Source organism: Arsukibacterium sp. UBA5043, assembly GCA_002415085.1.
Lineage (GTDB): Bacteria > Pseudomonadota > Gammaproteobacteria > Enterobacterales > Alteromonadaceae > Alishewanella.
The window spans coordinates 319454-344631 of the sequence record DIBV01000017.1; the positions used below are offsets into that span (position 1 = coordinate 319454).

Sequence of the window (25178 nt, forward strand, 5' to 3'; positions counted from 1 at the left end):
TGTCAGCGGATCCAGCCTTTGCTAAGTTGCCGGAAACTGTCATGATCAGCGCGCTCAAGCCACTCAAATGCCAGCATTTCTTTGCTGATAATCTGACAGCCGGCTTGCTGCATCCGGCTTAGCGCCAGGCGTTTATTATCAGCCGTGCGCGATCCTACGGCTTCCGTTACCACAAAAACCTGATAACCCGCTGCCAGTAAATCCAGCACCGATTGCAGCACGCAAACATGGCTTTCAGTGCCAATAACCACTATTTGCCGCCGGTTCAGTTGCTGCAACCGTTGCACAATTGCCGGCTCGCGGTACGCGCTAAAGTGAATTTTTTCCAGCACTGCGTCATCGGGCAGTAACTCACGTAAGCTTGGCACCGTATGGCCCAGCCCCTGCGGATACTGTTCGGTTGCTAATAGCGGAATATCCAGCTGTAGCGCCACCTGCAATACCCAGGCAGCGGCCTGCTCTACTTGCTTGGTGTCTGAAATTGCCGGTGCCAGCTTTTGCTGAATATCAATCAACAGCACCATACTGTCGGTAGCCTGTAATAACATTAGCGTTCAGATCCTTTCGCCTGAGGGGTTTAATTTGACGCCTGCACGTGCAACGCCCTATCCTTCGATACCTTATCGCCAAATTGCCCGGCAGCGCGCATTAAACCGCTGGGCACTGGCTAACCGCCTTCGCCCCGGGTAAGGCAGCAATAGCCAGTATATGTCCTGTGGGCGCAACCTGTAACTCAACCCACTGTGGTTGCTGCATCGGTTCAATCTGCAGCATGCTGTTCAGCTCCTGCACCAGTTCAATTGCAACATTCAGCTGCATTTTATCGCACATGGTAATTTGCCAGGAATCTGTATGCTGCGTCAGTAAGCCAATCTGGCGCGACATGGCAACACTAAGCTCACCGGCACGCTGCAGTTGCCGCTGCTGTGCCTTAAGGGTTTGCAAACGCAGGGTTTGCAGCTGCTGCTCACTACCCGATTGATCATGTGCCGGTGCCGATGCGCTTAAATGGTGCCATTGCACGGTCGCCGACGCGCTGTTGCTGGCCGCCACGCTGGTGAGTGTTTCAATCTGATAGTAGCTCTGATAAGCACCCGGCAGCTTAGCAGGATTAACCCAGCTGAGCACTAAGACTAAAGCCGCACAACCAAGCGCTAGCTGCGAAAAGTACCACCACGAGCGCCAGTTTCGCTGGCTAGCCGAGTGTTTTGCCTGGCTTAAAATGCCCTGTTTGAGCGTCTCTGGCATCGGTTGCTCAGCTTTCAGTGCCGCATAGCTAGCTTGCAGCCGGCTATTAGCCATGGCGTTATCTGTTGACGCTTGGTCTGTTTCAGGCTTAGACATTATCCTCTCCCATAAGCAGCGCTAAGCGTTCGCGCGCATAACGTAACCGACTTTTAATGGTTTCTGGCAGCTCCCGGGTAATATGGGCAATATCGTCCAGGCTAAATTCCTCCAGCTGCAACAATATGGCTTCACGCTGCAGGGTGGGCAACGCCGCCAGCGCGCCAGCCAGACGCTCTTTTTGCTGTAACAGCGCCAGTTGCTCAGCAATGCCCTCCTGTCCCATCCGTAATGCCTCTACGCTTACCTCACTATCCTTATCAGCGCTTAACTGCCAACGCTGCTGCCTGCGCAACTCATCCACCAATGCATTTCTGGCCAGGGTAAATAACCAGGTTTTAAAGCGGCTTTCTGCCCGGTAACTATGGCGGTTTTCCAGTACCTTTAACCAGCATTGCTGACAGATATCCGCCGCTAGCTGAGCATCGGCCTGGCGTAATAAAAAGTGATATAAATCATCACCGCATTGCATTATCAGCTTATCCAGCCACTGCAGCTGACCACTTTGCTGAAACTGCTGCATCAGCTCATCGGCACAACTGCTGCGGTTAAACCAGCCCGGAAGTATTACCGACCATGCCATAAGCCAACTCCTTCTGTTGGGAATACTGCCCTGATGCCTGATCAGAGCTTAGCCAGCATCCACGCTAAAATCGAGTACTACCTGCAAATTTGTCTGGCGAATCGCTTTACCGTCAACAACTTGCGGTTGATATTTCCAGCGGCGCAATGCTCTTGCCGCTTCGCGTTCAAATACCCCCCGGGGTTCTGCCTGCAATATCTGTACGTCGGTTACCGCACCGCTCTCATCAATGCTGAAACTTAGTTTTACCCAGCCGCTAATGCCATCGCGCAGTGCTGTTACCGGAAAACGCGGCTCAACCCTTACTACCGGTGTTGCCGTGCTATCTCTGCCGCTACCTATAGCAAGATCAGTGGGGCCAATTGCCGGTGGAGTAAGAGTAAATGACGGTCCCGGTAGCGCAACCTTGGTTACCGTTGCCGGCGTTTGTGGTGCCAGCTCGGGCGGTACCACCGGTGGAGGCGGCTCTGGCATTTTTTTAACCACCACGGGCGGGTCTTCCGGATTTCTAAATAGTTCTACCACCGGCAACGGTTTTACTAATGTCCGCTCTGCCAGGGGAGGTTTAATTAACAGGTACATCATGGCAAACAAGCTAAAAGTCACTAAAGCGGCCAGCACAATGCTGCTGATCATCCGGTTAAAGGTAGTAAAAGGGGTTGAGTAAGGTAGTGTTTGCATAGGGTGTCCTCCGTGTTTAACTATTAGACGACGGAGGACTGACCACGGGGTTAATATTTTTTAATTATTTTTGGCGGCGCCGCCTAATTATTACTGGCTTCGCGGCTCAGTTATTAATCGCTCCGCCATTGGGCATGGCACATGGCATCATGTTTTTCGCGGCTCAATAAAATACGGGCTAACACTTTGTCAGGGTTGCCATCCATACCCGTTAAGCCTATCTGCGCTTCATAATGCAGCTCTGGTTCTAAATCCTGCAGTATCAGCTCTACCCATTCAGGCCCGGGGATCACCAAATCAACATAGCCACGTTGCTCATATTGCTGCTGATACTGGTTATAGTCTGCAGCACTCAGATTATCTGGCGCTAACTCTTCAAAAATATCAAACGCATGGTCGCAAAGTTCATCTAACGACCACATTTCTAAATCCTGCATCTGGGTGTCCCGTAACAAGGTTGCTTTCGCTATCGTAAGTGTGACGGCAGTATAGCAAGCCTTTGCTCTGAAAGCTGCCAAGCTGTTACACTGCAGCCGTTTATAATAGCGGATTTCAATATGTATATTTGTCCACTTTGTCGCCAGCCATTACAGTTAACCGACGCTCAGTTGCAGTGTGCCAGCAGGCATAGTTTTGATCTGGCAAAAGAAGGCTATGTCAATTTGCTGCCGGTACAGCATAAAAACTCCAAAGATCCTGGCGATAACAAACAAATGATTGTCGCACGGCGGGCTTTTTTACAAAGTGGCGCATACCAACCTTTGTCAGACGCAATAAATACAGTGCTGGCCGCTGCCGACCCTAGCAGCATACTGGACTCAGGCTGTGGCGAAGGCTATTACAGCGGCCGCTTACAACAGGCGCTAACACCGGCCACTGCAATGTATGGTATTGATATTTCTAAAGCTGCGGTTAAATACGCCGCCCGTCAGTACCCTGCCATTCAATTTGCGGTAGCCAGTGCCTATCAACTCCCTTTTGCCGATAACAGCTTCGATTGGGTGCTGCGGGTTTATGCGCCATCAGATAGCACCGAGTTACAAAGGGTCGTTAAACCACAGGGCAGACTGCTTAGTGTTAACCCCGGGCCAAATCATTTAATTGAAATGAAACAAGCGGTATACCCTGAGGTAAAACTGCACAATGATGCAGTAAAAGAGCAGCCGGGATTCAGCCATGTAAAGCGCCAGCGTCTGTGTTACACGTTACCTATTGCTGAACCCGCGCAGTTGGATAACTTGTTACAAATGGTGCCGCTTGCCTGGAAGTTTAACAGTGAAAACCGGCAGGCTTTTGTCAGTGCAACCCGCTCCATCAGTATCGATTTTCTGCTTGATGTGTATCAGCTAAGTAGCTAAGCGTATCAACACTGGGGCTTGGCAGCCTTATTTACCTTACATTTTGCCAGCGTTGTTTGGTCGTGCTGCTGCAACGCCCCAAACATCGCAGCCCAGAAAGCGGGGGTTAACTCGTTAACCACATTCGACTCGGCATTTAGCAAAATTACCAGCCCCAGCTCACGCTCGCGCGAGTAAGCCAGTTCGGCCCGAAACCCCTGCACCCAGCCACCATGATAAATAAGTTGTTCTGAACCAAACTGATACACCCGCCAGCCCAGTGCATAATGGGCATCGGTTAAATAATTACGCCACTTACTGCGTCGTAGATCGCGGGGGGTTTTTACCCTTTTTTCAATAATTTTATCCAATACGTTTTGCGGCATAACCTGCGGATAATAGCCCAGCTGGGCAATCAGCCAGTGGCTTAAGTCTATCACACTGGCATTGACCCCGGCAGCGGGCGCAAAGCGATAATAGCTTTGGTTAACATTACGTGAGTGCCAGCGTCCTCTGGCCCGAATGTGCGGGCTGGCGCGGTTCTCGTTCAGTAAATACGCCTCTAAACCCACCGAGGCGGTGGGCAACTGCAACGGTTCAAAAATATTTTTCTTTAACAAACTGGCATAATCACTACTGGTAGTCTGACTGATAATAGGTTCAATCAAACTAAACAGCACATTCTGATAACCATAACACTGGCCCGGGTTACACAGCGGGTCAATTTTCTGAAACTGCGGCAATATCCGCTCCGGCACAATATTGGCCTCAATCAGATTATCGTAAGCATTAGGCATTACCCCACTACTTTGCGACAGCAAATGTTCTATTTTCAATTGCGGGTTATAGGCGGCATTTTTAAACGAAAACTCCGGTATATATTGCACCACCGACTCATCCCACCGAAAATGACCCTGCTCTTCCAGCAAACTGGCCAGCCCGGCTGCAAAGGTTTTTGATACCGAAGCAATCCGGAACACCGTAAAAGGATCAACGGCCACATCACCATCAATATCTCTGACACCATAGCCTTTAGCACTGATAATTTTATTCTGATATACCACCGCATAAGCGGCCCCCGGAATACCATGCTCAGCCATTTGCTGATTAAAATACAGATCAAAACTGGCCAGCTCTGTGGCCAGAAGCTCCGGCACAGTCGGCTCTGCAGCCGCATCTGCGACAGGTGCTGCAACCAGGGTGTTAGCAGAGTCTTTAGCGGGCTGCGCCGCCAGTGGTATTAATGTATTCAGCAATACAACAGCTAATAATACTCGAACCAAAATAACCTCAAATGTGTTTACACTGGCTGGCCAGACCATATCTGCGCCAACTTGCCCAAACTGCAAGCAGTAAAATACCAAAACTCAGGCTGCCACCACTATTATCAGTGTTGGTTACTCCACCGCCTGTCCCCGCCGGGTTTATCTGCACCGTTGTATTACTGCTACTTTGGCTGATGCCATCGTCTGCGGTAAAACTAAACACCAGAGTGGTACTGTCAGTAACCATAGACGCGATAAAACTGGCTTGTAAACTGGTGGCGTTGCTTAGTGTCACCGTTGGCCCGGAAAGTTGCAGCCAGCGATAACGTAAAAAATCATTATCACTGTCCGTTGCCGTGGCAGCTAATTGCACGTTGCTGCCCGCTAACGCCGCAATAGTCGCCGGCGTTGACACCTGCGGGCTGCTGTTCGCACACTGGGTGTTTCGCTCCAGGGTGGTTAGGCCTGCCAGCCAGCTGGAAAACGCCAGGTTTCGCGGCGGACACACGCTGGTATTCTGATAACTAAAAGCAGTTAAGCGCGCCAGCTCAATAAAATTCTGCGGCAAGGTACCACTAAAATTGTTATCCGCCAACCAGAGTATCTGCAAATTACTCAGCGCTGCCAGCGCCGACGGTACCGCACCTGACAGTTGATTAGATTCAACAAACAGGCGTTGCAAACCCGCTACCTGGCCAAGGCTGGACGGCAAATTACCACTGAAGTTATTAAACGATAAATCGAGTTGGTTAAGTGCGCTCAGCTCACTGATTGCAGCAGGAATAGCGCCTGAAAAACCATTTTGCCACAGGCTTAACTGTTGTAAGGTTTGCAGTTGCAGCAATACCGCCGGAAAATCGCCTGTCAGGCTGTTAAAACTTAAATCAAGCTCAGTTATTGCCGTTAAGCCGGCCAGGGCTGAGGGGAGCTCGCCAGTCAGGTTATTATTGCTAAGATCCAGTGCCGTGATCTGGCCACTGCTGCAGCTTACACCAGCCCAGTTACAAAGCGAAACTGCAGGTTCAAGCCAGCCCTGGTTATTCAGCCAGCTCTGGCCTAACGTATCATAATACAGCTGTACCAGCGCGTTACACTGGCTTAGCGGCACCACCGGGTTATTCAGCTCAGTGCAATAATCGTCATTGCGGGGCAACACCCTTACCACAGAGTCGGCAAATACCAGCTCGGTGGCATTACCGTCAAAAAACCACTGGCCGGCAAAAATACCATCCCCGGCGTTGTCGCGTTCTCTGAGTAGAATGCTCTCGCCGCTATTGGCAGCAATTACCCGGGGTAAAATACTGCTGCCATCACAATCAATACTCAGCACACTGATATCCAACAAGCCACCCGCCCGTAAATATAGTGTGTCAGAAGCTGGCGAGATCCGTCTGGCTGGCGGTGTCTGACACTCCAGTACCCCGGTATTCGATGGCAGCGTACTGCCAGCACTGCTGGCTAACAGCAATTTGCCACTACTGGTATAGTCGCGGATTAATGGGTCGGTGCTGACTTTACCGGTTAACAGCAACCTGGCACGCAAGGCCTGCCAATCCAGCGCAGGCTCTGCCGCTTTGAGCAGTGCAACAAGCCCGGCGACCATTGGCGCCGCCATCGAGGTACCCGAAACACTGGTGTAGCCATCGTTTAAATCCGTAGTAACAATTGCCGCCCCTGGCGCCGTTACATCTACCCAGTCGCGGCCATAATTACTGAAGCTTGCCTTATTTTGTGCCTGATCGTGGGCGGCAACGCTAATAATGTTTGCTAAATCGTATGCCGCCGGATACAACGGGCTTTGGCTGCCGTTGTTACCCGCACTGGCAATAAACAACATACCGGCTTGCTGATGTCGGGCTATGGCCTCATACAATGCCTGCGACTGTCCAGCGCTACCCCAGGAGTTATTGCTGGCAACGATATTAATATTATGTCGCTGTTTTAATTCCAGCAGATAATCCAGGCAGGCTATCGCATCGCTGACAAAGCCGCTGCCCGTTTCATCTAAAAACTTGCAATGTAATACCTGCAGTTGCCAGTTCACCCCGGCAACCCCTACGGCGTTATTGGTCGTTGCAGCGATAATGCCGCTTATCTGGCTGCCGTGGCCATCCTGATCCGCCGGATCGCTATTATTATTTGCGGTATCAATGCCATAAATATCATCAACATAGCCATTACCGTCATCATCTAAGCCGTTCACCGTTTCTGTCGGGTTACGCCATAAATTGGCTTGTAAATCGGGGTGTTGATAGGCCACACCGGTATCAACTACTGCTACCACCAGCTGTTGATCCCCGGTAGTCTGCTGCCAGAAAGCGGGGGCATTAATGCCTTGCGCCTGGCTTAGGTGCCACTGCAGGTTAAATTGCGGATCATTTGGAATTTGTTGTTTTTTAACAGGATAATCGGGCTCAACATAGCGAACTCCGGGTAATTGCCGGTAGTAACCAATGGCTTGTCGCAGTGGGATACCACTGGCCAGCTCTACCCGAACTAAGCCCGACGGGCCGCGCTGGCCAATAGCATTGCCAATGGGTTCTACCTTGCTGGCATAGTGGCTGATAAACTGAGCACGAACGATATTGGCTTGCTGCTGACTCATTGCCGCATATTCAGTATCGGTAGCAATAATAAGTCTGCTCGGTTGCGCTGCTAATGGCATCATTACAATTGCAGCCATCAGCAACAAGCCGGCTTTAATCAAAAACGTTGGCATAAGCCTACCCCGCTATCTGTTTATTACCTTAATAATAAGCTATACGCCCGAACACATCTATCCGATGCATTAAACGGTGTCGCAGGGGTAAGTAAACAACCTGAGGCAAAGGCTGGATTAGTCACCCAGCGTTGCCTGTTTAAACTAACGCCAGCACCAGTAACCGGATCCAAATCAGCCACAGCACCAGGCAGCCCAACAAAAACACCCGAAAGCGCAGTCGTACATTATTACTGCCAATATGAATAATGGTATGCCAGTACCGCAATGCAACAAATACGCTGCTCATCACTAAAAAAGTTAAATCCGCCAGGCCAAATTGCAGGCAGAACAGTGCACTGAACAAATATAACATCGGCATCTGAAACTGATTGTCAAAATTACGGCTGGTAGCAATCACCTGCTCATTGGCACCGGTTAAATCCATGGTCCTGAACGCACTCATGTTTATTTCTTTGCTCTTTGCCGCTTTGATCCGCCGCCGGCCCATAAAAATCATGACCACACTGGTGAGCAGCACCTGGGCAAATACGGGCAGTAACATCAACTTTTCCATCAGCTTTTCCTGTCAGGTTGTTAAATATCAATATTTTGCTGGCAAAGTATGCCTGCAACCGACGGCAAAGCCAATGCCCCGCGTTATCAATACTGCCAGCCGGCGTTTACAGCCCAGGCTGCTTTGGGTATTCTTAGCCGCCAATTTCAGGACAACTTCAGGAGCCAGGCAATGGCCCAACTCTATTTCTACTATTCGGCGATGAATGCCGGTAAATCGACCTCGTTATTGCAAAGCGCGTATAACTATCAGGAAAGAGGCATGACAGTGGCGATTTACACTGCGGCGCTGGATAATCGCTTTGGCCTTGGCAAAGTCAGTTCGCGTATTGGCCTGGCAATGGATGCATATATCTTTGACCCGGAATTTAATTTTGTTGGCCATGTAAAGCAATTAAAAATGGCCGGCCGCTTAGACTGCATCCTGATAGACGAAGCCCAGTTTCTCAGTAAAGCTCAGGTGCGGGAGCTTACCGATATTGTCGATGAATTACGGATCCCGGTGCTGGCATTTGGCCTGCGTACCGACTTTCTCGGTGAAACCTTTGCCGGCAGCGAAGCACTGCTGGCCTGGGCCGACAAGCTAATTGAGCTTAAAACCATTTGCCACTGCGGCCGTAAGGCCAACTTTGTGGTGCGACTCGATGCCAACGGCAATGCTGCCACAGCAGGCAGTCAGGTACAGATTGGCGGCAACGAAAGTTACGTATCAATGTGCCGTCAGCATTTTAAACAGTTAGTCTGGCAGCAAGCATAGCCCGCTGGCGGTCGGAGCTTCAATTTGCCATCAGCGCTTAATCCGTTATAGTAGTACAAAAACTGATTTAGTAATTTATGGCTGCAACCTCAGACGCATACCCCCATTACTGGGCCATCCTTGACCGACTGCCGATAGCGCTGTTCTACAAAGAGAGTGCTAAAGCAGAGATTTTTGCCAATATGGCCGCGCGCAGTTTGCTTGGCGAAACATTGCCCGATAAACCGCTGAGTCTGCCTCAACTGTCTGATATCAGAATACTGGATCAACACCAAAATAAAGTCAGTCTGTTAAGCAATCCATTGCTAATGGCGTTAGGAGGCACCACGCTGCGCCAGCAGGTTTTGCTCGAAATAAATGGCGCCCCCACCCTGTACATGCTGCAAAGCGACCTTATAAAGCTTCAGTTTAGCCTTGGCAATACCATTATTGTCACCTTGCACCCTTTGCAAAGCCCGGCAAATGCCGGCGCAGCGCATGCCCATCCAACCCCCTTTGCCACACCGTCAGCCGACATTGCAGAGCTGGAAGAGGCCCTGGCATTTGATAAGCTAATGTCACTGATTTCAACCGAACTGATCAATGTCAGCAGTGACGCGCTTGATCAACATATCGAAGATGCGCTGGCGGCACTGGGTGGGTTTTGTCACGCTGACCGCAGTTATATTTTTCAATTCAGCGACAACATAAGTGAAATGAGTAATACCCACGAATGGGTGCGCGATGGCGTCAGCGCTCATAAAGATAATCTGCAGCATATACCCGAGCACGCGCTGCCTTATTTCTTCGAAAAAATTCATCGGGACCATATTTTCGCAGTATCAGATGTCAGCAAGTTACCCGCAGAAGCCGCCAGTGAACGCCAGGAATTCGAGCACGAAGATATTCGCTCAGTATTGTGTATTGCCATGCTGGCCGGCCAAAAACTTATCGGCTTTGTCGGTTGTGACATGGTGGCCCGGCAACGCAACTGGACCAGCAACGATCTGCGCCGGATAAAATTAGTTGGCGAGATGATTGCCAATAGCATTCAAAATGTTAATTACCGGGTATCGTTGCAACAAATTCAACAAGAATTATTAACTGCAAACCAGGAGTTGCAAAAACAGGCTAATCAGGATGGCTTAACCGGCCTGGCTAATCGGCGTAATTTTGATGAGAAACTCACGGAAGAACTCCAGCGTAGTGCGCGTAGCAAGCTGCCGCTGGGTTTAATTTTACTTGATATCGATTTATTTAAGCCTTACAACGACCATTATGGCCACCAGGCAGGTGATGCTGCGCTGCAACAAGTGGCAACGGCGCTTAAAAAAGAAGCGCGGCGCCAGGGCGAAGTGGCGGCGCGATATGGCGGTGAAGAGTTCGCCCTTATCCTGCCTGACAGCGACATCAAGGCATGCCTGGAAGTTGCTGAGCGGGTGCAACAGCATATTGAAGCACTGCAAATACAACATTGCCAATCAGATGTCGCCGACTACCTGACTGTAAGTATCGGCTGCTACAGCATTATCGCCGATAAAAATACCAGCTCTGAACACATGTTAAGTAAAGCAGACCAGGCGCTGTATCAGGCCAAAGCGGCTGGTCGCAATACCATTATCAGCGCCGGTTAACCTCGGCAGGTCGACCGGCAGTCATTCAATCAATAAAACCAGAGCGCGCTTCAGTCATATCAATTAACTTCACCGGCCGGTTTAACGGCTGGCCACCATCGCGGCCAATCGGCACCCAGGGTAAGCGGCCGCGGCCTTTGGCAGGCTTAACAGAAAACAAGTCAAATGGCAGCGATAGATAAAAGCCTTTGGTAAAACTTCCCTCACCATAGTCTTCCGACGGCACATTTGTTATCGCTGCGTAAGCACCAATAATAATGCCGCTGTCAAAGCGCTTGGCAAAATCGACGTTAACGCCCTTATCTTTTGCCAGAAACTGGCCAATATTAAACGTTAAACGGGTATCCGGCAAAAACTCCGGCTGCCAATACAGGTTAATATGGCCGGTGACGGTTTTGTAGTCAAAAAAGTCCAAATCATTCTCAAAAGAGCGCTGGCGCACATAGTTTAAGTCAAAACCAAAGGCAAAATTACTGTCTACCGGCCGGTACAGCAGTTCGGTACCTACGCCGCCAAACATGGTTTCCAGATAACCCCCGTAGGCCTGGACAAACAGATTATCACCCAACTGTTTTTGCCAGTGACCATACGCATTTTCCATGGTTAGTTTACTACGGGTCACATACTCACGCGCATAGGTTCGTACCCGGGGTAGCGGTGTATCCAGCGCATCAACTTTAAAGTTGAACTTATCGAAGTTTTCCAGCAAGGTTAATTTTGCCGCGCCATTAAAACTGAAGTTTTCAGTAAAGCGGTAACCGGCCCCGAGAAATAAGCCCCCTTGATACATGTAAAAAACTTCCGGATTACCAAAACTCTGGATCCAGAAAATCTCTGCCCCGGTATAAAAGCCAGTGTTATAAGGCACATCTGCCAGTGCCATAATATCCGCAGCCGGTGCCTGGCGTATATAAGTCGATCTGATATCAGGCTGCAGCTGCTCGTACGCAGCCGCACTGGCAAATGTTTCCACATCTATTACTTTTTCCAAAAGTGGCAAATTGCCACTGAACTCAACTACTCTAACTCGTTTAATATGCGACGGTAACTGGCTTAGTACCACCCGGCCTAAGCGCTCAGTGGCCTCTTCGTCGTCGCGATAAAACAACTGATGGCCGTACAAAATAAACTCATCATCTGTCATCCTGGAGGTTTTAAGATAAAAACCGGCATTAGATAGCAACTGGCGCAATATAATATTTAAATCTTTAAAATCATCAATCTGCGGTCGCGGTGATGCTACCGGCCGCATCGCCGGCTTAATTTTTGGCTGATCAGTGTTGTTTAAATCCAGCTGATAATGCAGGCCAAAGCCCAGGGTATTGCCACGCTGATAATTTAAATCAAAAGTAAAATCCTGCCACTGATATACCGCGCCAATATTCCAGCGACTATCCTGAATTAATTCACCGGCATAATCTTGTTGGTAGTTATTGCCTTCATATTCCAGTTTTAGCTTTAATGGCCGCCACGGCGTTTGGTATTCAATGCCGCCAAACAGTGACGCCGGACCTTTAAAAAATTTCTGATAGTCTATTTTACCGCCAGAGCCGCTAAAACCAGTAGGCCGGTTGCAAAAACCGTCCCTCAGCTCACAAAACGGGTTAATAGTATTACCTGCTGTACCTAAATAGCCCCAACCCATGCCGATGTGAAAATCCAGTGCCCCCCAGGCTTTACTTAACGCAATATATTCACTTTCAAATAAGCCGGTACCGCCAAAATCATTAAATCCCATAGAAACTTGCGGCAAAAAACTACTTTCTTGGAGCAAGCGAAATTTAACATCCAGCCCTTTATCTTTATATGTCTGATCATTACTAAAGCCGGGAAACGGGCTATACAGTTGTGTCCGCACATCGGTGTAACGGGCAGTAGTTTCCATCCAGTCAAACAATTGAATACTAACCGACCAGAACCGATACTCTTCATTGTCCGTGTAGTTTGCGGTCATGCTACCAGCAGATAACATTCTGGCAGTAGGAGTTTGCAGCAGGCCTACTCCACCGCGCACCATTTGCGACGGGCCTGCACTGCCTTGCTGCCAATGCCCGTCGGCATTAGTTTGCTGCGCTGCCACGCCAGCAGGCAACAATACGAGCGAACTCAATGCCGTGACAATAATATAACCTGAAAATTTCATTCTACTACCCGATGTAAAGCCAGTGCCAGCAAGTTCTGATTAAGCTTTTCAAGCTCGGCGCCGAACCAGCCGCTGGCAAAAGGAATAAATATCTGCGCCCCAGGCATCGCTTCGATATGCAGCTGATTCCATGCCGCCACCCCGGCCTTAATAATCCGACCATCCGGCTGCATAATATAAACAATAGTGCTATCAGCAACATCAGAGCGCTCTATTGCCGACATATAATCGGCAACTGCTGTTGCGCCGCTGTGAGGCATCGCAATGTTCTTTGTTACTGCGCCCCAGAAATGAACCTGTTCAGGGCGCGCAACCAATTGTAATTTATAAAGCCCCGGCTCAAACCGACGGTTAAATGGCACCTGCGCCCGGGCCAAATCATAATCTATCGGTATTACAATCCGCTCGGCCAATCGCCAGTTTTTAACCTGTAGTTGCAAAGTAGCAAGCTCTGTCTGCAATGCCGGTTCAGCCGATTGCTGCAGCTGTGCCAGCTGTTGTAATACCAGTGCTCGCTGTTGTTCAGGTTTAGTGCTGTTTAATTGGGAGCTGCTCAGCTCTGAACTGTTTAGCCGATATAGCTTCGATGCCGGCCAATACCAATTTTGCTGCAATGCAACCGGTGCCAGCACCTCAGTCATGCGGGGCGGATAGTCAAACATAAAACGGGTGTTATTTATATCAATGGTTGTTGTCCCACCAGCGGTTGTGCTAGTCGGCGCCGTTGCATAAATGGTCCCCGAACTCAGACAAGTCAGCAGGCCCAGACCAACATAGAACAAGCTTACTATTTTCATATCGCATCCGCCGCTACAACTTTGTCAGAACGCTGCAACTGCCTGACTACTTCACTAATAAAAGTCAGCTCAAAGGGCTCTGCACCCGGCGCCAGTATTTGCCGGCTTTTTAACACCACGCCGGTTTTAGCATCCAGCCAGAATCGGTTCTGCCACTTATCATCAAACCGGACAAAATTGGTCTCTGCCATATAATGAACATGTTCAGTCAGCAGCATTACATCCAGCTGCTGGTCAAAGAACGCCATTTTTTGGGTGGGGCCATAGTGAAAGGTCGAGCGCAGCGGATAACCATATTCGTTCTGCTGCCAGTCAGCAAGCCGAAGCCAAGTCGTGGCCGCCGATAACTGCAAAGGTTTTTTTAACGGGTCACTGCTGATATTGCTCAGGTGCATCAAGTCGTTTTTCAGGCCGATGGTACGGACAAGTCTGCCATGCTCGGTTATCAGTACCGCCCGGTCTGCCGACACCCACTTCAGCTGTCCTTGCTCTATAAACATCAGTGCCATTGCTACCTGGGGCTGCTTCCCGTGTTTTACGTACAAATAGTCGTGCTTTGCTTCCGTAAAAAAAGAATAGGGCAATAGCACATCTGGTGTTTCAGTAAATGCCAATTGCAGCATATCGGTGTAAGAGCGGTAGGTGCCGGAACAGGACATCAGAAATAGCAAGCAGAAACAACAACCAAGCAACGACAGGTTTTTACCAGGTATCATCTTCCCAACCTTTAAAAATTGCTATATAAACAAAAAAGCCGCCAGAAGGCGGCTTTTAAAAAGCGAAAGCTTAACCTACTGGCTGAACGATAGCAGGATAAGTTACTGTTACCGGCACCACTGTGATGGTATTAGTATTTGTAACAGTACCAGTAACGCTGGCAGTAGCAGTAGCTGTTGCCGTAGTAGTAGAAGAGTTGGTACAAACGCCTGCTACAGGTGCACCGTCGCCTTCATTACACACCAGCTCAAATTCTTGCTCGTCAGGCAGGGTTACACCTGAGTTGTTTGAGATAATGGCCGCTGCAACAGCAGCTGAAACACCCAGCGCCGTCAGGCTGGCAACGGTTAAACCTCCAATACCCGAAACACCAGTACCGCCTGCAGCAGCATTTTGAGCATTCTGAGCATTTACACCGGCCGACAATGCAAGTGCCATAGCGGCAATAACTAATTTTTTCATCATTTGTCCCTCATTCATCAAATTAAAATCCCAGTTGCGGGCAGCTTAAACCAAACAGGCAACAAGCTCAACCAGAATAACCAAAAAATTTACGCTATTTGTTTGGTTTTTAAACCTGCAACCAACGTTTCCGGGGCGTTGTTGTTCACTAAACCCATTGCGGTAATTTGCCGGCCGCTGGCTACGTCACATGCCGCCCTCACCACCAGGTCGCTGGTAGCACAGCTGTAGTTAAATTCGGTCGGTGCACTGCGAATAAGTTCGATAATTTTTTCTACTGCAAACTCTTCACAGGCTTCATCCAGTCGTTGCAGCAAATGCGACATTTCCGGCCAGCTAAGCTTGGCCTCGTCGGCCGCCATTATCCGGCTGTGCTCAGTCTGGCGCACATTTTCACCAATCAGCAGCTCTTCATATAACTTTTCGCCAGGGCGCAGGCCACTGTACTGAATTTCAATATCACCATTGGGGTGAATATCATCTTTCACTTCCAGTCCCATTAAATGGATCATCCGCCTCGCTAAATCGGCTATTTTTACCGGCTCGCCCATATCCAGCACAAATACATCACCGCCTTTACCCATGGCACCGGCCTGGATCACCAGCTGCGCGGCTTCCGGTATGGTCATAAAGTAACGAATAATATCTTTGTGGGTTACCGTTAACGGCCCGCCTTTGCGAATTTGCTCACGAAACAATGGCACCACCGAGCCACTGGAGCCGAGCACATTACCAAAGCGCACCATACAAAAACGAGTACTGCTCTGATACTCCGCCAGCGCCTGTAACACCAGTTCTGCTAAGCGTTTTGATGCACCCATTACATTGGTTGGCCGCACGGCTTTATCGGTTGAAATCAATACAAAGGTGTCAACCTGAGCTTTAATGGCGGCCTCTGCGGTATACCAGGTACCAAATACATTGTTGCGCACCCCTTCCACCACATTATATTCCACCAATGGCACGTGTTTATAAGCTGCAGCATGGTATACGGTATTTACCGCAAAGGTCCGCATTACGGTTTCCAGCCGGCTTTGCCGCTGCACCGTGCCCATTACCGGTATCAACTCTACCTCAAGCTTGTCACGGCAGATAATTGCCGCCAGCTCCTGCTCAATACTGTACAACCCAAACTCAGATAACTCAAACAGCACCAGCATATTCGGCTCATAACGAATAATCTGCCGGCATAACTCAGAACCAATAGAGCCACCGGCGCCGGTTACCATCACCACCTTGCCTTTTATGTCGGCATTCATCAGTTTGCTTTTTGGGGCTACGGCATCACGGCCCAGTAAATCTTCAATTTTAACATCCTGCAGCTCGTCTATCCGCATGGTGCCATCGACTAAATCACTCATTCCCGGAATCGACTGCACCGGTATAGGTAATTCTTCCAGGCTATCCAGCACTTCCCGCCGCCGCGCCCGGCTGGCAGATGGCACCGCTAATAATACCCGGCTGATATTTTTGCTTTTAATCAACGAGCTAATCTGTGACGGTGAGCCAACCGAAATACCTAAAATCGTTGAACGCTGTAAGGTGGTATCATCGTCGATAAACATCACCGGGTGGTATTGCTCACCATTTAAAAGCGCATGGGCTAACTGCCTGCCGGAAGAGCCGGCACCGTATATTAATACCCGCTCTTTATGGCCGTTATTGCGCTGCACTAAAAACATCCGCGCCAGCAAACGCACGCCACCAGAGGTCACCAGAGCCAGCATGGCATAAACGAAAATCAGGTTGCCTTTTTCGCTAACCCCAAAAAAAGCGAATAATAATGCCAGGATTACTGCACTGCTGACAATACCGCTTAACACCGCCCCCAATGCATGTTGACCAATATAACGAATCACTGCCCGGTACAGCCCCAACTTGGTAAAAATAAACAGGGTTACCGGTAAAGTAATGGTAAAGGCCAAAGCAATTTGCGGCACAGAACTCTGCTCACCGCTTTGGGTCAAAAAATACGCCGCCACTATTGACGTAATTAAAAAGCAGATATCAACCACCACTGATACCAGTCTTTTTACTGAACGCGGCAACGCCAGCAACCATCCAAGCATTTAAAACTCCAAAACCGAACCACTGTCTGCTTGCCGCTAACAACCGTGCAGCAAGCTTTACTGACTAAAAAAATGGCCTGATTATAGCATTAGTAACTCATTACAGATAGTTTAAAAGGTTCCACAAGCGACTGCTATTGCTAATTCAGGTAATCTAAGCTGCTCAGCCACTGCTTAAATTCAGCTCCGAGTCGCGGATCCCGCAAGCCATATTCTACAAACGCTTTGACATAGCCCAGTTTATTGCCACAGTCATGACTGCGACCATTAATATGATACGCATTTACCTGTTCCCGCTCCATCAGCATGGCAATGGCATCAGTTAGCTGCACCTCATCATTAGCCCCTACCGGAGTTTTTTGCAGGCATTGCCAGATATTGCCACTAAACACGTACCGCCCTACTACAGCAAGGTTAGAAGGAGCCTGATCGCTGGCCGGCTTTTCAATAATAGCAATCATTTGCTCAGAATTACCGCTGGTCAACTGTCGTTCTGACACATCAACCACCCCATAATTACTCACTTGCTCTATTGCAACCGGTTCCACCATCACCTGGCTTATCCCAGTTTGCTCAAATATTTGCAGCATCTTTGCCAGATTATCAGTTGCCAGATTACTGTCATAACAATCAATAATCACATCAGGCAGCACTACCGCAAATGGCTCCTGGCCAACCAAAGGCAAAGCGCATAATACCGCATGGCCTAACCCTTTGGCCTCGCCCTGCCGTACATGCATTATCGTTACATGTTTCGGGCAAATCGCCTTTACCTCTGCCAGAAGCTGGCGCTTAACCCGCTTTTCCAGTATTGATTCCAGTTCAAAACTTTTATCGAAATGATTTTCGACAGAGTTTTTTGAGGAATGGGTTACCAGCACAATTTCTTTAATGCCGGCAGCAATACACTCATTAACCACATACTGAATAAGCGGTTTATCCACTATCGGCAGCATTTCTTTGGGTATTGCCTTCGTAGCTGGCAACATTCTGGTTCCCAGGCCGGCAACCGGTATTACCACTTTTTTAATTTTCATGCGAAATCCCGTACGCTCTCACCCCGGCCAATGGCGAAATATTTAAAGCCTTTACGTTTCATTCGCTCCGGCTCATACAAGTTACGACCGTCAAAAATTACCGGGCTGTTTAGCTGGCTTTTAATCAACTCAAAATCAGGTGCCTTAAATTGCTGCCAGTCGGTACAAATCAGTAGCGCATCGGCCCCTTTTAAAGCAGCCTCTTTAGTGCCCACCAGGGTTAAATCATCCCGCACCCCGTAAAGTTGCTGAATATCTTCCATTGCCTGCGGGTCATAAGCTTTAATTTCAGCACCGGCTTGCCACAGTAAATCCATTAACACCCTGCTAGGCGCTTCCCGGATATCATTGGTTTTTGGTTTAAAGCTCAGCCCCCACAGCGCAAAAACCTTGCCCTTTAAATTGTCACCAAAATAACTGGTTACCAACCTGTATAAACGGGTTTTTTGGGTGTCATTGACTTTAGCCACCGCCTTTAATAGCGCGACATCATGGCCTGCTTTGTCAGCGGCACGAATTAACGCCGTAACGTCTTTTGGAAAGCAAGAGCCCCCATAACCACAACCCGGATAGATAAAATGATAACCAATGCGCGGATCTGAACCGATACCACGGCGCACGGCTTCTATATCAGCACCAACCAGCTCGGCCACATTAGCCATTTCATTCATAAAAGAGATTTTGGTCGCCAACATGCAGTTTGCTGCATATTTAGTCAGTTCGGCAGAGCGAACATCCATAAACATCATTTTATCCTGGATCCGGTTAAACGGCTCGTATAGCTCCCGCAGAATATCTTTCGGCCGGTCACAGTAGGTGCCAACAATAATCCGATCTGGCCGCATGCAATCGGCAACCGCCACTCCCTCCTTCAGAAACTCAGGGTTAGAGACCACATCAAATTGCAACGCGATGTTTCGCCCCGCTATTACCTCAGTGATCCTGGCTTTTACCTTATCAGCCGTTCCCACTGGCACGGTCGATTTATCAATAATAATTTTAGCAGCGTTCATATGCTGGCCAATAGTTTCTGCTACTGCCAGCACGTACTGTAAATCGGCAGAACCATCCTCTTCAGGTGGTGTGCCCACGGCAATATACTGGACTTCGCCATGCTCTACCCCAGCTTTGGCATCAGTAGTAAAATGCATTCGTCCAGCCTGATAATTGCTGGTCACCAACTGCTCCAGTCCTGCTTCATGTATCGGCATGATGCCATTGGTTAAGTCAGTTATCCGCTGTTCATCTATATCGACACAATATACGTTATGCCCTACTTCAGCCAACACAGCGGCTTGTACCAACCCCACGTAACCAATTCCAAAAACCGTTACTTTCATTAGTCGTCCTTATTTGTACCTGGCCAGTATTAAGATTACACGAAAACAATAATTAAGCAGAAACCTCATCACAAAGATAGTTTGAACAGCGTGGTATGAATGTTAGCTTAATTATTGGCAAATGATTGCATGCTGTTGCAAAAACACCACCACTTGCCTGGCAGCCTGCTCAATAGTCAGCGCTGCCGTTTGCAGGTGAATATCCGGCGATAGTGGCGCTTCATAGGGTGAACTGATACCGGTAAAGTGGGCTATTTCACCGGCGCGGGCTTTTTTATATAAGCCTTTCGGGTCACGCTGTTCACATATCGCCAATGGCGTATCGACAAACACTTCAATAAAGGCATCGCCTGCCAGGGCCTTAGCCTGAGCACGGTCGGCGATAAACGGCGAAATAAAAGCAGTACCAACAATTAAACCGGCATCGAGCATTAAGCGGCTGACTTCAGTAATGCGGCGGATATTTTCTACCCGGGATGCATCATCAAAGCCTAAATCACGGTTCAGGCCGTGACGCACATTATCGCCATCCAGCAAATAAGTATGGCAGCCCAAATCAAATAACATCCGGTCTACCGCGTTAGCGATAGTCGATTTGCCCGAGCCAGACAGCCCGGTATACCACAGTAAGCAAGGCTTATGACCATTAAGCTGTTGCCGCTCATTATGACTTACGGCAGCATTATGCCAGACGATATTGTGGCTCATTGCGGGGGTCCTTCAATGTGTTAAAGTAGAAATAATTTTAAAATGGAAACAGTCTTAAAATGGAAAAACCAGGGGGATCAATAACACACTCAGTATTATATAAGTTAGTGCAACCGGGGCCCCTACCAACACAAAATGTTTTAACTTGTAGTTGCTGGCGTTAAATACCATTAAGTTGGTCTGATAACCATATGGCGTAACAAAGCTGGCCGACGCGGCAAACGCAACGCCCATCACCATCGGCATAATATCCACGCCCATCCCTTTGGCCAGGCTGTAAGCTACCGGAAACATTAATGCTGCAGCGGCATTGTTAGTAATCACTTCCGTAAGCAGATAGGTCAACAGGAAAATACCGATAAACGTTACCATCGGCGCCTGCCCTGCTAAGGCGCTACCGGCGAAATCACTAATATTCTGCGCCAGACCAGTATGGTTCATAGCACTGGCAATACACAAAGCGCTGCTGACAATCAGCCAAATCTCAACCGGAAAGCGGCGCTTTATCTCGTTGATGGTTAAACAGCCACTAAACAACAGCGCAGCCAACAAATAAATAGCGGCAAGCAATAATGAGGTACCACTAAAAACGGTTCCCGCAATCATGGCCACAAAGCCCCACCAGGTTAAGCGCTCGCGCCAGCCACTTAGCATATGTTCTGGTTCAATACCGGATAACAGATAAAAGTTCTTACTAATATTATGGCGGCTGGCGAAGTCAGGGCCGGTGGCCAGCAATAAAAAATCGCCGGCCTTTAATTCAATTTCACCCAACTTGCCATTAACCCTCTCACCTTCGCGCCGCACGGCCACCACTGCGGCATCAAACCGGGCTCTAAAGCCGCTGCTTTTCAGGGTTTTCCCCTTTAGCACCGACTCTTCTTTAATAATCACTTCCGTCAGGTTCTGGGTCGCCAGGCCATTTTCATCAGCGAATAAACTGATACCAGCAAATTGCTTAAGTACGTTTACCTTATGAACATTCCCGGTAAAAATCAGTTTATCGCCAGCTTTTAAAATGTCGTAGCGCGCTACCGGCCGGATAACTTCGCTATCACGAACAATTTCCGTTAAAAACAGCTCGTCTAAATGACGAAGACCCGCCTGCTCCACACTCTGACCAATCAAAGGAGAATCAATATTCAGCTTGGCTTCGAGCAGGTATTCGGTAACCACAACGTCCTGGTTTTTTTCATCCGGCAGCAGATAACTCATGACAAATAATACCAGGCTACCCCCTGCCAATACGCCCAGGCCAACTAAGGTAAAGTCAAAAAAGGCAAAACCCGGCTCACCAGCTTCAACCAGCATTGAGTTAACGATTAGGTTGGTCGAGGTACCGATTAGGGTCAGGGTGCCCCCCATAATAGCGGCATAAGACAAGGGGATCAGTAACTTGGTCGGCGCGACTTTTTTATTAGAGCGCACCGCGTTAAGCATTGCGGCTACAACAGCGGTATTGTTAAGCACTGAAGAGGCCAGCGCCGAAAAACCGATAGTTCTGAGCACAGAGCCGGATACCGAACGGGTAAATAAAAAGCGCGACAAGCGCCGCAATAAACTGGTTTTTTCCAGCGAAAAAGATATCAGTACCAGCAACACCAGTGTGGCTAGCCCCGGATTGGCGGCATTTCTTAGCAGCATGCTGGTGTCAATAAACCCTAATGCCAGCATTGCCAATAACATGGCTGCAAAAATACCGGCCGAGTGAACTGAATAGCGAACAAGTGCCGCTACCAGCAGCACTAACATCAACACCAGCACAATGGCCGGCAGGCTCATTTACGGCCTTTTTGCGACAATTCAGGGAAGTGCTTACGCAGCAGCTGAATCAACTCCAGTTCAAACGAACTCAGACCACTAATTTCCTGCTCTGGTTGCGGTTCCGCTTGGGCCACCAGTGCCGCGTCTACCATACCTGCCGCTACCGTAAGGTTAGTTAAGCGGTCTATTACAATAAAGGCACCGGTTTGCTTATTTTTTAAATAAGCATCAAAAGCCACCGCTTCGGTTAAGTTAATATCCACCAGGCCAATTTCGTTTAAGCCCAGGTTTTGCGCATCTCGCTCTTCCAGAGTATTAACATCAATCCGGTGATGCAACTTAGCCACTTCGCCGCTAACCAGTTTGCAGGCAAACTTAAAGTAGTAATCCCGCTCGGTTTTCAGCGGTTGCTCGTGCATCCAAATCATCTTCGCCCGTAAACGTGACGAGACGTGCGCCAGCACATCCTTTTTCACCAGCATATTGCCGCGGCTAATGTCTATTTCATCATTTAAGGTTAGCGTCACGGCTTGCGGTGCATGCGCCTCAGCCAGCTCACCATCAAAGGTAACGATAGATTTAACCGTAGATATAGTACCAGCAGGTAGAACACGAATGGTATCACCTACTGCCACACTGCCGGCAGCGATAGTGCCGGCAAAGCCACGAAAGTCAGAGTTTGGCCGGCTGACCAGCTGCACCGGAAAGCGAAACTCAGGGCTGTCGGCCGAGGCACTGATTTCCATCGTTTCCAGATATTGCATTAACGTAGAACCGCGGAACCAGCTCAGCTTTTCGCTGGGGTTAACCACATTATCGCCTTCCAGTGCCGAAATCGGCACGAAGCGGATATCCGGAATATCCAGCGAGCCGGCCAGAGTTAAATACTCTTCCTGAATTTCTTTATAGCGCGCCTGTGAGTAGTCCACCAAATCCATTTTATTAATAGCCACAATGACGTGCTTAATACCCAGCAAACTGCAGATAAAACTGTGGCGCCGGGTCTGGGTTTGCACACCTTTGCGGGCATCAACCAGAATAATCGCCACATCGCAAGTCGAGGCACCGGTGGCCATATTGCGGGTATATTGTTCATGGCCCGGGGTGTCGGCAATAATAAACTTACGCTTGTCAGTTGAGAAATACCGATAAGCGACATCAATGGTAATGCCCTGCTCGCGCTCTGACTGCAGGCCGTCCACCAGCAGTGCCAGGTCAACTTTATTGCCCTGGGTACCAGACTTTTTACTGTCTTCGGTAATTGCCGCCAGTTGATCTTCAAAAATCATTTTACTGTCGTGCAGTAAGCGGCCTATTAAGGTACTTTTACCATCATCGACACTGCCGCAGGTAATAAAGCGCAGCAGCTGTTTGTTCTCGTGCTGCTGTAAATAGCTTAAAATATCTTGTTCAATTAAGGCTGAAGCGTGACTCATAGTATTTCACCCGGTACTAAAAGTACCCCTCCATCTTTTTCTTTTCCATCGAGCCACTGCTGTCGTGGTCAATTACCCGGCCCTGGCGCTCTGAGGTTTTGGTCAGTAGCATTTCCTGAATAATATCCGGTAAGGTCGCCGCAGACGACTCGACCGCACCGGTTAACGGGTAGCAGCCCAGGGTGCGAAAACGCACCTGTTTCATCTGCGGTGTTTCGCCCTCTTTTAACGGCATCCGCTCATCATCTACCATAATCAGGGTGCCATCACGCTCGACCACCGGCCGCTCTTTGGCAAAGTACAAATCGGGAATGTCAATATTTTCTAAATAGATATATTGCCAGATATCCAGCTCAGTCCAGTTTGACAGCGGGAACACGCGGATACTTTCGCCTTTATCAACCCGGCCATTAAAGATATTCCAAAGCTCCGGCCGCTGGTTTTTCGGATCCCAGCGATGATGCTTATCGCGAAACGAATACACCCGCTCTTTCGCCCGCGATTTCTCTTCATCACGCCGGGCGCCGCCAAAGGCAGCATCAAACTTATATTTGTCCAGCGCCTGTTTCAGGCTCTGGGTTTTCATAATATCGGTATGTTTGGCGCTACCATGGCTGAACGGGCCAACATGCATCGCCAGCCCTTCAGGGTTAATATGCACCAGTAAATCCAGATCATACTTTTTGGCAATGGTATCGCGAAAGGCGATCATTTCCTTGAATTTCCAGGTGGTGTCAACATGCAGCAGCGGAAACGGAATTTTACCCGGATAAAAGGCTTTCCGGGCCAGGTGCAGCAATACAGAAGAGTCTTTTCCTACCGAGTACAGCATAACCGGATTATCAAACTCGGCGGCCACTTCCCGGAAAATCTGGATAGATTCGTTTTCCAGCGCTTTGAGGTGGGTCATTCCCTTATTCTGCATAGCGTTTTGTGCAGGGTTTTGCGAAGGCGTTTGCATAAATCACTCCTGTTGATTCGTGGCCATAGCTTACAGAAATAGTCATTGCAGTACCAGATATCAACTAACGATAAACCACCGGCAGTGGCAAATAAAAGCAGCGGTGTAGACGGCTGCAACGGTGCAAATATACCGCTGAGTACAGGCAGGGTTCAAGGAACGGTTTGGTATAAGATATAGCACCGCGCTTAAAAGCAAAAAAAAGGGTCTGAGTGAATAAATTATTCACTCAGACCCTTTTTACCATCTGAAAGCTATTTGCTTAAAAAAGGCCGGCTCGGTTCAGCAATTAACCACTCTGGCACCACATCACCGTAGGTCAACGCAACGCCAGCTCGCAGCCAGGCGCCTTTTTTAAGTATCGACGTGCCGGCCATTACCGCGCCGGTACCCAGGTGGCTATAATCTTCCATTACCGAATCATGGTCTGCCACTGCGTTGGGGTTAAGAATACAGCCGCTACCAACACTGGCATGCGCGCCAATTATTGCCCCGGCCATTACCAACGTGCCAGCTCCAACTTCAGCTCGCTCACTGACAAAAGCCCTGGGGTGGTAAATGTTTACAATCTTTGCGCCAAGCTTAGCTAAGCTGTCAAGCTTTTCATTACGCACCTTATTATTACCTATAGCCACCACAAAACCATCATAGGCAGACATAAGCTCTGGCAAGTCGTTACTATGGCCAACAACATTATAGCCAGAAGGCAATTTGTGGTCCGGGTAGCTGTCATCGACAAAATCAACCTTACTCCATTCCCCAGACAAATAAGCAGCTTCGGCTACTGTCCTGCCAAAACCACCGACACCAACAATAAGTAGAGCTGACTGACTCATAACGTGTACTCCAGCTTAAAAAAAGGGTCAGAGTGAATAAACTATTCACTCTGA

The 25178-nt window shown here is 49.0% G+C and carries 23 protein-coding genes; 3 read left to right on the forward strand and 20 right to left on the reverse strand.

The genetic code is table 11. The annotated features are described in order from the left end of the window. Positions 1–2: 2 nt before the first annotated feature. The 5 genes from B2Q61_RS15380 to B2Q61_RS15400 form a co-directional block, all read right to left on the reverse strand. Positions 3–548, reverse strand: a complete 546-nt coding sequence (locus B2Q61_RS15380; protein WP_290617351.1) for a hydrolase — start codon at positions 546–548, stop codon at positions 3–5. 100 nt (positions 549–648) lie between these two features. Then, a complete protein-coding gene (locus tag B2Q61_RS15385; protein WP_290617353.1) occupies positions 649–1344 on the reverse strand; it encodes a hypothetical protein in 696 nt (231 codons plus the stop codon). Continuing rightward, positions 1337–1927, reverse strand: a complete 591-nt coding sequence (locus B2Q61_RS15390; RefSeq protein WP_290617355.1) for a sigma-70 family RNA polymerase sigma factor — start codon at positions 1925–1927, stop codon at positions 1337–1339. Before B2Q61_RS15390 ends, B2Q61_RS15385 begins: the two co-directional genes overlap by 8 nt. A gap of 48 nt (positions 1928–1975) precedes the next feature. Next, the gene (locus B2Q61_RS15395) at positions 1976–2608 is read right to left on the reverse strand and encodes an energy transducer TonB (RefSeq protein ID WP_290617357.1); all 633 of its coding nucleotides are present in this window, start codon (positions 2606–2608) and stop codon (positions 1976–1978) included. Positions 2609–2721: 113 nt separating this feature from the next. Then, positions 2722–3045, reverse strand: a complete 324-nt coding sequence (locus B2Q61_RS15400) for a DUF440 family protein (protein WP_290617359.1) — start codon at positions 3043–3045, stop codon at positions 2722–2724. A gap of 120 nt (positions 3046–3165) precedes the next feature. Here B2Q61_RS15400 and rlmA point away from each other — a divergent pair, with 120 nt between their 5' ends. Then, positions 3166–3966: a 23S rRNA (guanine(745)-N(1))-methyltransferase gene (rlmA, locus tag B2Q61_RS15405; protein WP_290617361.1), complete on the forward strand. Its 801-nt coding sequence runs from the start codon at positions 3166–3168 to the stop codon at positions 3964–3966. Positions 3967–3971: 5 nt separating this feature from the next. Here rlmA and B2Q61_RS15410 read toward each other — a convergent pair whose 3' ends face one another. The 3 genes from B2Q61_RS15410 to B2Q61_RS15420 form a co-directional block, all read right to left on the reverse strand. Beyond that, positions 3972–5228, reverse strand: coding sequence for a serine hydrolase domain-containing protein (locus B2Q61_RS15410; protein WP_290617363.1), 1257 nt, complete (start codon positions 5226–5228; stop codon positions 3972–3974). Positions 5229–5235: 7 nt separating this feature from the next. Next, positions 5236–7929 (reverse strand): S8 family serine peptidase, encoded by a 2694-nt coding sequence (locus tag B2Q61_RS15415; protein WP_290617365.1) that lies wholly within the window; start codon positions 7927–7929, stop codon positions 5236–5238. Positions 7930–8068: 139 nt separating this feature from the next. Continuing rightward, the gene (locus tag B2Q61_RS15420) at positions 8069–8485 is read right to left on the reverse strand and encodes an MAPEG family protein (RefSeq protein ID WP_290617367.1); all 417 of its coding nucleotides are present in this window, start codon (positions 8483–8485) and stop codon (positions 8069–8071) included. Between the two features lie 171 nt (positions 8486–8656). Between B2Q61_RS15420 and B2Q61_RS15425 the strand changes: the two genes are divergently transcribed. After that, a complete protein-coding gene (locus B2Q61_RS15425) occupies positions 8657–9241 on the forward strand; it encodes a thymidine kinase (RefSeq protein ID WP_414631478.1) in 585 nt (194 codons plus the stop codon). A gap of 77 nt (positions 9242–9318) precedes the next feature. After that, positions 9319–10854, forward strand: coding sequence for a diguanylate cyclase domain-containing protein (locus B2Q61_RS15430; RefSeq protein ID WP_290617370.1), 1536 nt, complete (start codon positions 9319–9321; stop codon positions 10852–10854). Between the two features lie 25 nt (positions 10855–10879). On the opposite strand, the gene B2Q61_RS15435 is transcribed toward B2Q61_RS15430, so the two are convergent. From B2Q61_RS15435 to B2Q61_RS15490, 12 genes are all read right to left on the reverse strand, one after another. Beyond that, positions 10880–12997 carry a YjbH domain-containing protein gene (locus B2Q61_RS15435; protein WP_290617372.1) on the reverse strand — a complete coding sequence of 706 codons (2118 nt, stop codon included), beginning with the start codon at positions 12995–12997 and terminating at the stop codon, positions 10880–10882. After that, positions 12994–13794, reverse strand: a complete 801-nt coding sequence (locus tag B2Q61_RS15440; protein WP_290617375.1) for a capsule biosynthesis GfcC family protein — start codon at positions 13792–13794, stop codon at positions 12994–12996. Before B2Q61_RS15440 ends, B2Q61_RS15435 begins: the two co-directional genes overlap by 4 nt. Further along, a complete protein-coding gene (locus tag B2Q61_RS15445) occupies positions 13791–14510 on the reverse strand; it encodes a YjbF family lipoprotein (RefSeq protein ID WP_290617377.1) in 720 nt (239 codons plus the stop codon). Before B2Q61_RS15445 ends, B2Q61_RS15440 begins: the two co-directional genes overlap by 4 nt. A 70-nt stretch (positions 14511–14580) precedes the next feature. Continuing rightward, on the reverse strand, positions 14581–14976 hold the full coding sequence (locus tag B2Q61_RS15450) for a hypothetical protein (protein WP_290617379.1): 396 nt from the start codon (positions 14974–14976) through the stop codon (positions 14581–14583). Between the two features lie 86 nt (positions 14977–15062). After that, positions 15063–17042 carry a polysaccharide biosynthesis protein gene (locus tag B2Q61_RS15455; RefSeq protein ID WP_290617381.1) on the reverse strand — a complete coding sequence of 660 codons (1980 nt, stop codon included), beginning with the start codon at positions 17040–17042 and terminating at the stop codon, positions 15063–15065. 140 nt (positions 17043–17182) lie between these two features. Continuing rightward, complete coding sequence (gene galU / locus B2Q61_RS15460) at positions 17183–18079, reverse strand: UTP--glucose-1-phosphate uridylyltransferase GalU (protein ID WP_290617383.1); 897 nt, start codon at positions 18077–18079, stop codon at positions 17183–17185. After that, positions 18076–19419: a UDP-glucose dehydrogenase family protein gene (locus B2Q61_RS15465; RefSeq protein ID WP_290617385.1), complete on the reverse strand. Its 1344-nt coding sequence runs from the start codon at positions 19417–19419 to the stop codon at positions 18076–18078. Before B2Q61_RS15465 ends, galU begins: the two co-directional genes overlap by 4 nt. A gap of 111 nt (positions 19420–19530) precedes the next feature. Continuing rightward, positions 19531–20127 (reverse strand): adenylyl-sulfate kinase, encoded by a 597-nt coding sequence (gene cysC / locus B2Q61_RS15470; protein WP_290617387.1) that lies wholly within the window; start codon positions 20125–20127, stop codon positions 19531–19533. A 54-nt stretch (positions 20128–20181) separates the two neighbouring features. After that, positions 20182–21909, reverse strand: coding sequence for an SLC13 family permease (locus B2Q61_RS15475; protein ID WP_290617389.1), 1728 nt, complete (start codon positions 21907–21909; stop codon positions 20182–20184). Continuing rightward, positions 21906–23327, reverse strand: a complete 1422-nt coding sequence (gene cysN / locus B2Q61_RS15480; protein ID WP_290617391.1) for a sulfate adenylyltransferase subunit CysN — start codon at positions 23325–23327, stop codon at positions 21906–21908. Before cysN ends, B2Q61_RS15475 begins: the two co-directional genes overlap by 4 nt. 16 nt (positions 23328–23343) lie before the next feature. After that, positions 23344–24288 (reverse strand): sulfate adenylyltransferase subunit CysD, encoded by a 945-nt coding sequence (cysD, locus tag B2Q61_RS15485; RefSeq protein WP_290617393.1) that lies wholly within the window; start codon positions 24286–24288, stop codon positions 23344–23346. Between the two features lie 254 nt (positions 24289–24542). Next, entirely contained in the window at positions 24543–25124 is a 582-nt protein-coding gene (locus tag B2Q61_RS15490) for a hypothetical protein (protein ID WP_290617395.1), read from the reverse strand. Positions 25125–25178 lie beyond the last annotated feature (54 nt).

Coding starts and splice junctions, on each gene's coding strand:
- B2Q61_RS15430 (WP_290617370.1), top strand. CDS start 9,319: ATGGCTGCAACCTCAGACGCATACCCCCATTACTGGGCCATCCTTGAC.
- rlmA (WP_290617361.1), top strand. CDS start 3,166: ATGTATATTTGTCCACTTTGTCGCCAGCCATTACAGTTAACCGACGCT.
- B2Q61_RS15425 (WP_414631478.1), top strand. CDS start 8,657: ATGGCCCAACTCTATTTCTACTATTCGGCGATGAATGCCGGTAAATCG.
- B2Q61_RS15390 (WP_290617355.1), bottom strand. CDS start 1,927: ATGGCATGGTCGGTAATACTTCCGGGCTGGTTTAACCGCAGCAGTTGT.
- B2Q61_RS15420 (WP_290617367.1), bottom strand. CDS start 8,485: ATGGAAAAGTTGATGTTACTGCCCGTATTTGCCCAGGTGCTGCTCACC.
- B2Q61_RS15415 (WP_290617365.1), bottom strand. CDS start 7,929: ATGCCAACGTTTTTGATTAAAGCCGGCTTGTTGCTGATGGCTGCAATT.
- B2Q61_RS15385 (WP_290617353.1), bottom strand. CDS start 1,344: ATGTCTAAGCCTGAAACAGACCAAGCGTCAACAGATAACGCCATGGCT.
- B2Q61_RS15475 (WP_290617389.1), bottom strand. CDS start 21,909: ATGAGCCTGCCGGCCATTGTGCTGGTGTTGATGTTAGTGCTGCTGGTA.
- cysN (WP_290617391.1), bottom strand. CDS start 23,327: ATGAGTCACGCTTCAGCCTTAATTGAACAAGATATTTTAAGCTATTTA.
- B2Q61_RS15400 (WP_290617359.1), bottom strand. CDS start 3,045: ATGCAGGATTTAGAAATGTGGTCGTTAGATGAACTTTGCGACCATGCG.
- cysD (WP_290617393.1), bottom strand. CDS start 24,288: ATGCAAACGCCTTCGCAAAACCCTGCACAAAACGCTATGCAGAATAAG.
- B2Q61_RS15435 (WP_290617372.1), bottom strand. CDS start 12,997: ATGAAATTTTCAGGTTATATTATTGTCACGGCATTGAGTTCGCTCGTA.
- B2Q61_RS15395 (WP_290617357.1), bottom strand. CDS start 2,608: ATGCAAACACTACCTTACTCAACCCCTTTTACTACCTTTAACCGGATG.
- B2Q61_RS15380 (WP_290617351.1), bottom strand. CDS start 548: ATGTTATTACAGGCTACCGACAGTATGGTGCTGTTGATTGATATTCAG.
- B2Q61_RS15445 (WP_290617377.1), bottom strand. CDS start 14,510: ATGATACCTGGTAAAAACCTGTCGTTGCTTGGTTGTTGTTTCTGCTTG.
- galU (WP_290617383.1), bottom strand. CDS start 18,079: ATGAAAATTAAAAAAGTGGTAATACCGGTTGCCGGCCTGGGAACCAGA.
- cysC (WP_290617387.1), bottom strand. CDS start 20,127: ATGAGCCACAATATCGTCTGGCATAATGCTGCCGTAAGTCATAATGAG.
- B2Q61_RS15465 (WP_290617385.1), bottom strand. CDS start 19,419: ATGAAAGTAACGGTTTTTGGAATTGGTTACGTGGGGTTGGTACAAGCC.
- B2Q61_RS15450 (WP_290617379.1), bottom strand. CDS start 14,976: ATGATGAAAAAATTAGTTATTGCCGCTATGGCACTTGCATTGTCGGCC.
- B2Q61_RS15490 (WP_290617395.1), bottom strand. CDS start 25,124: ATGAGTCAGTCAGCTCTACTTATTGTTGGTGTCGGTGGTTTTGGCAGG.
- B2Q61_RS15455 (WP_290617381.1), bottom strand. CDS start 17,042: ATGCTTGGATGGTTGCTGGCGTTGCCGCGTTCAGTAAAAAGACTGGTA.
- B2Q61_RS15440 (WP_290617375.1), bottom strand. CDS start 13,794: ATGAAAATAGTAAGCTTGTTCTATGTTGGTCTGGGCCTGCTGACTTGT.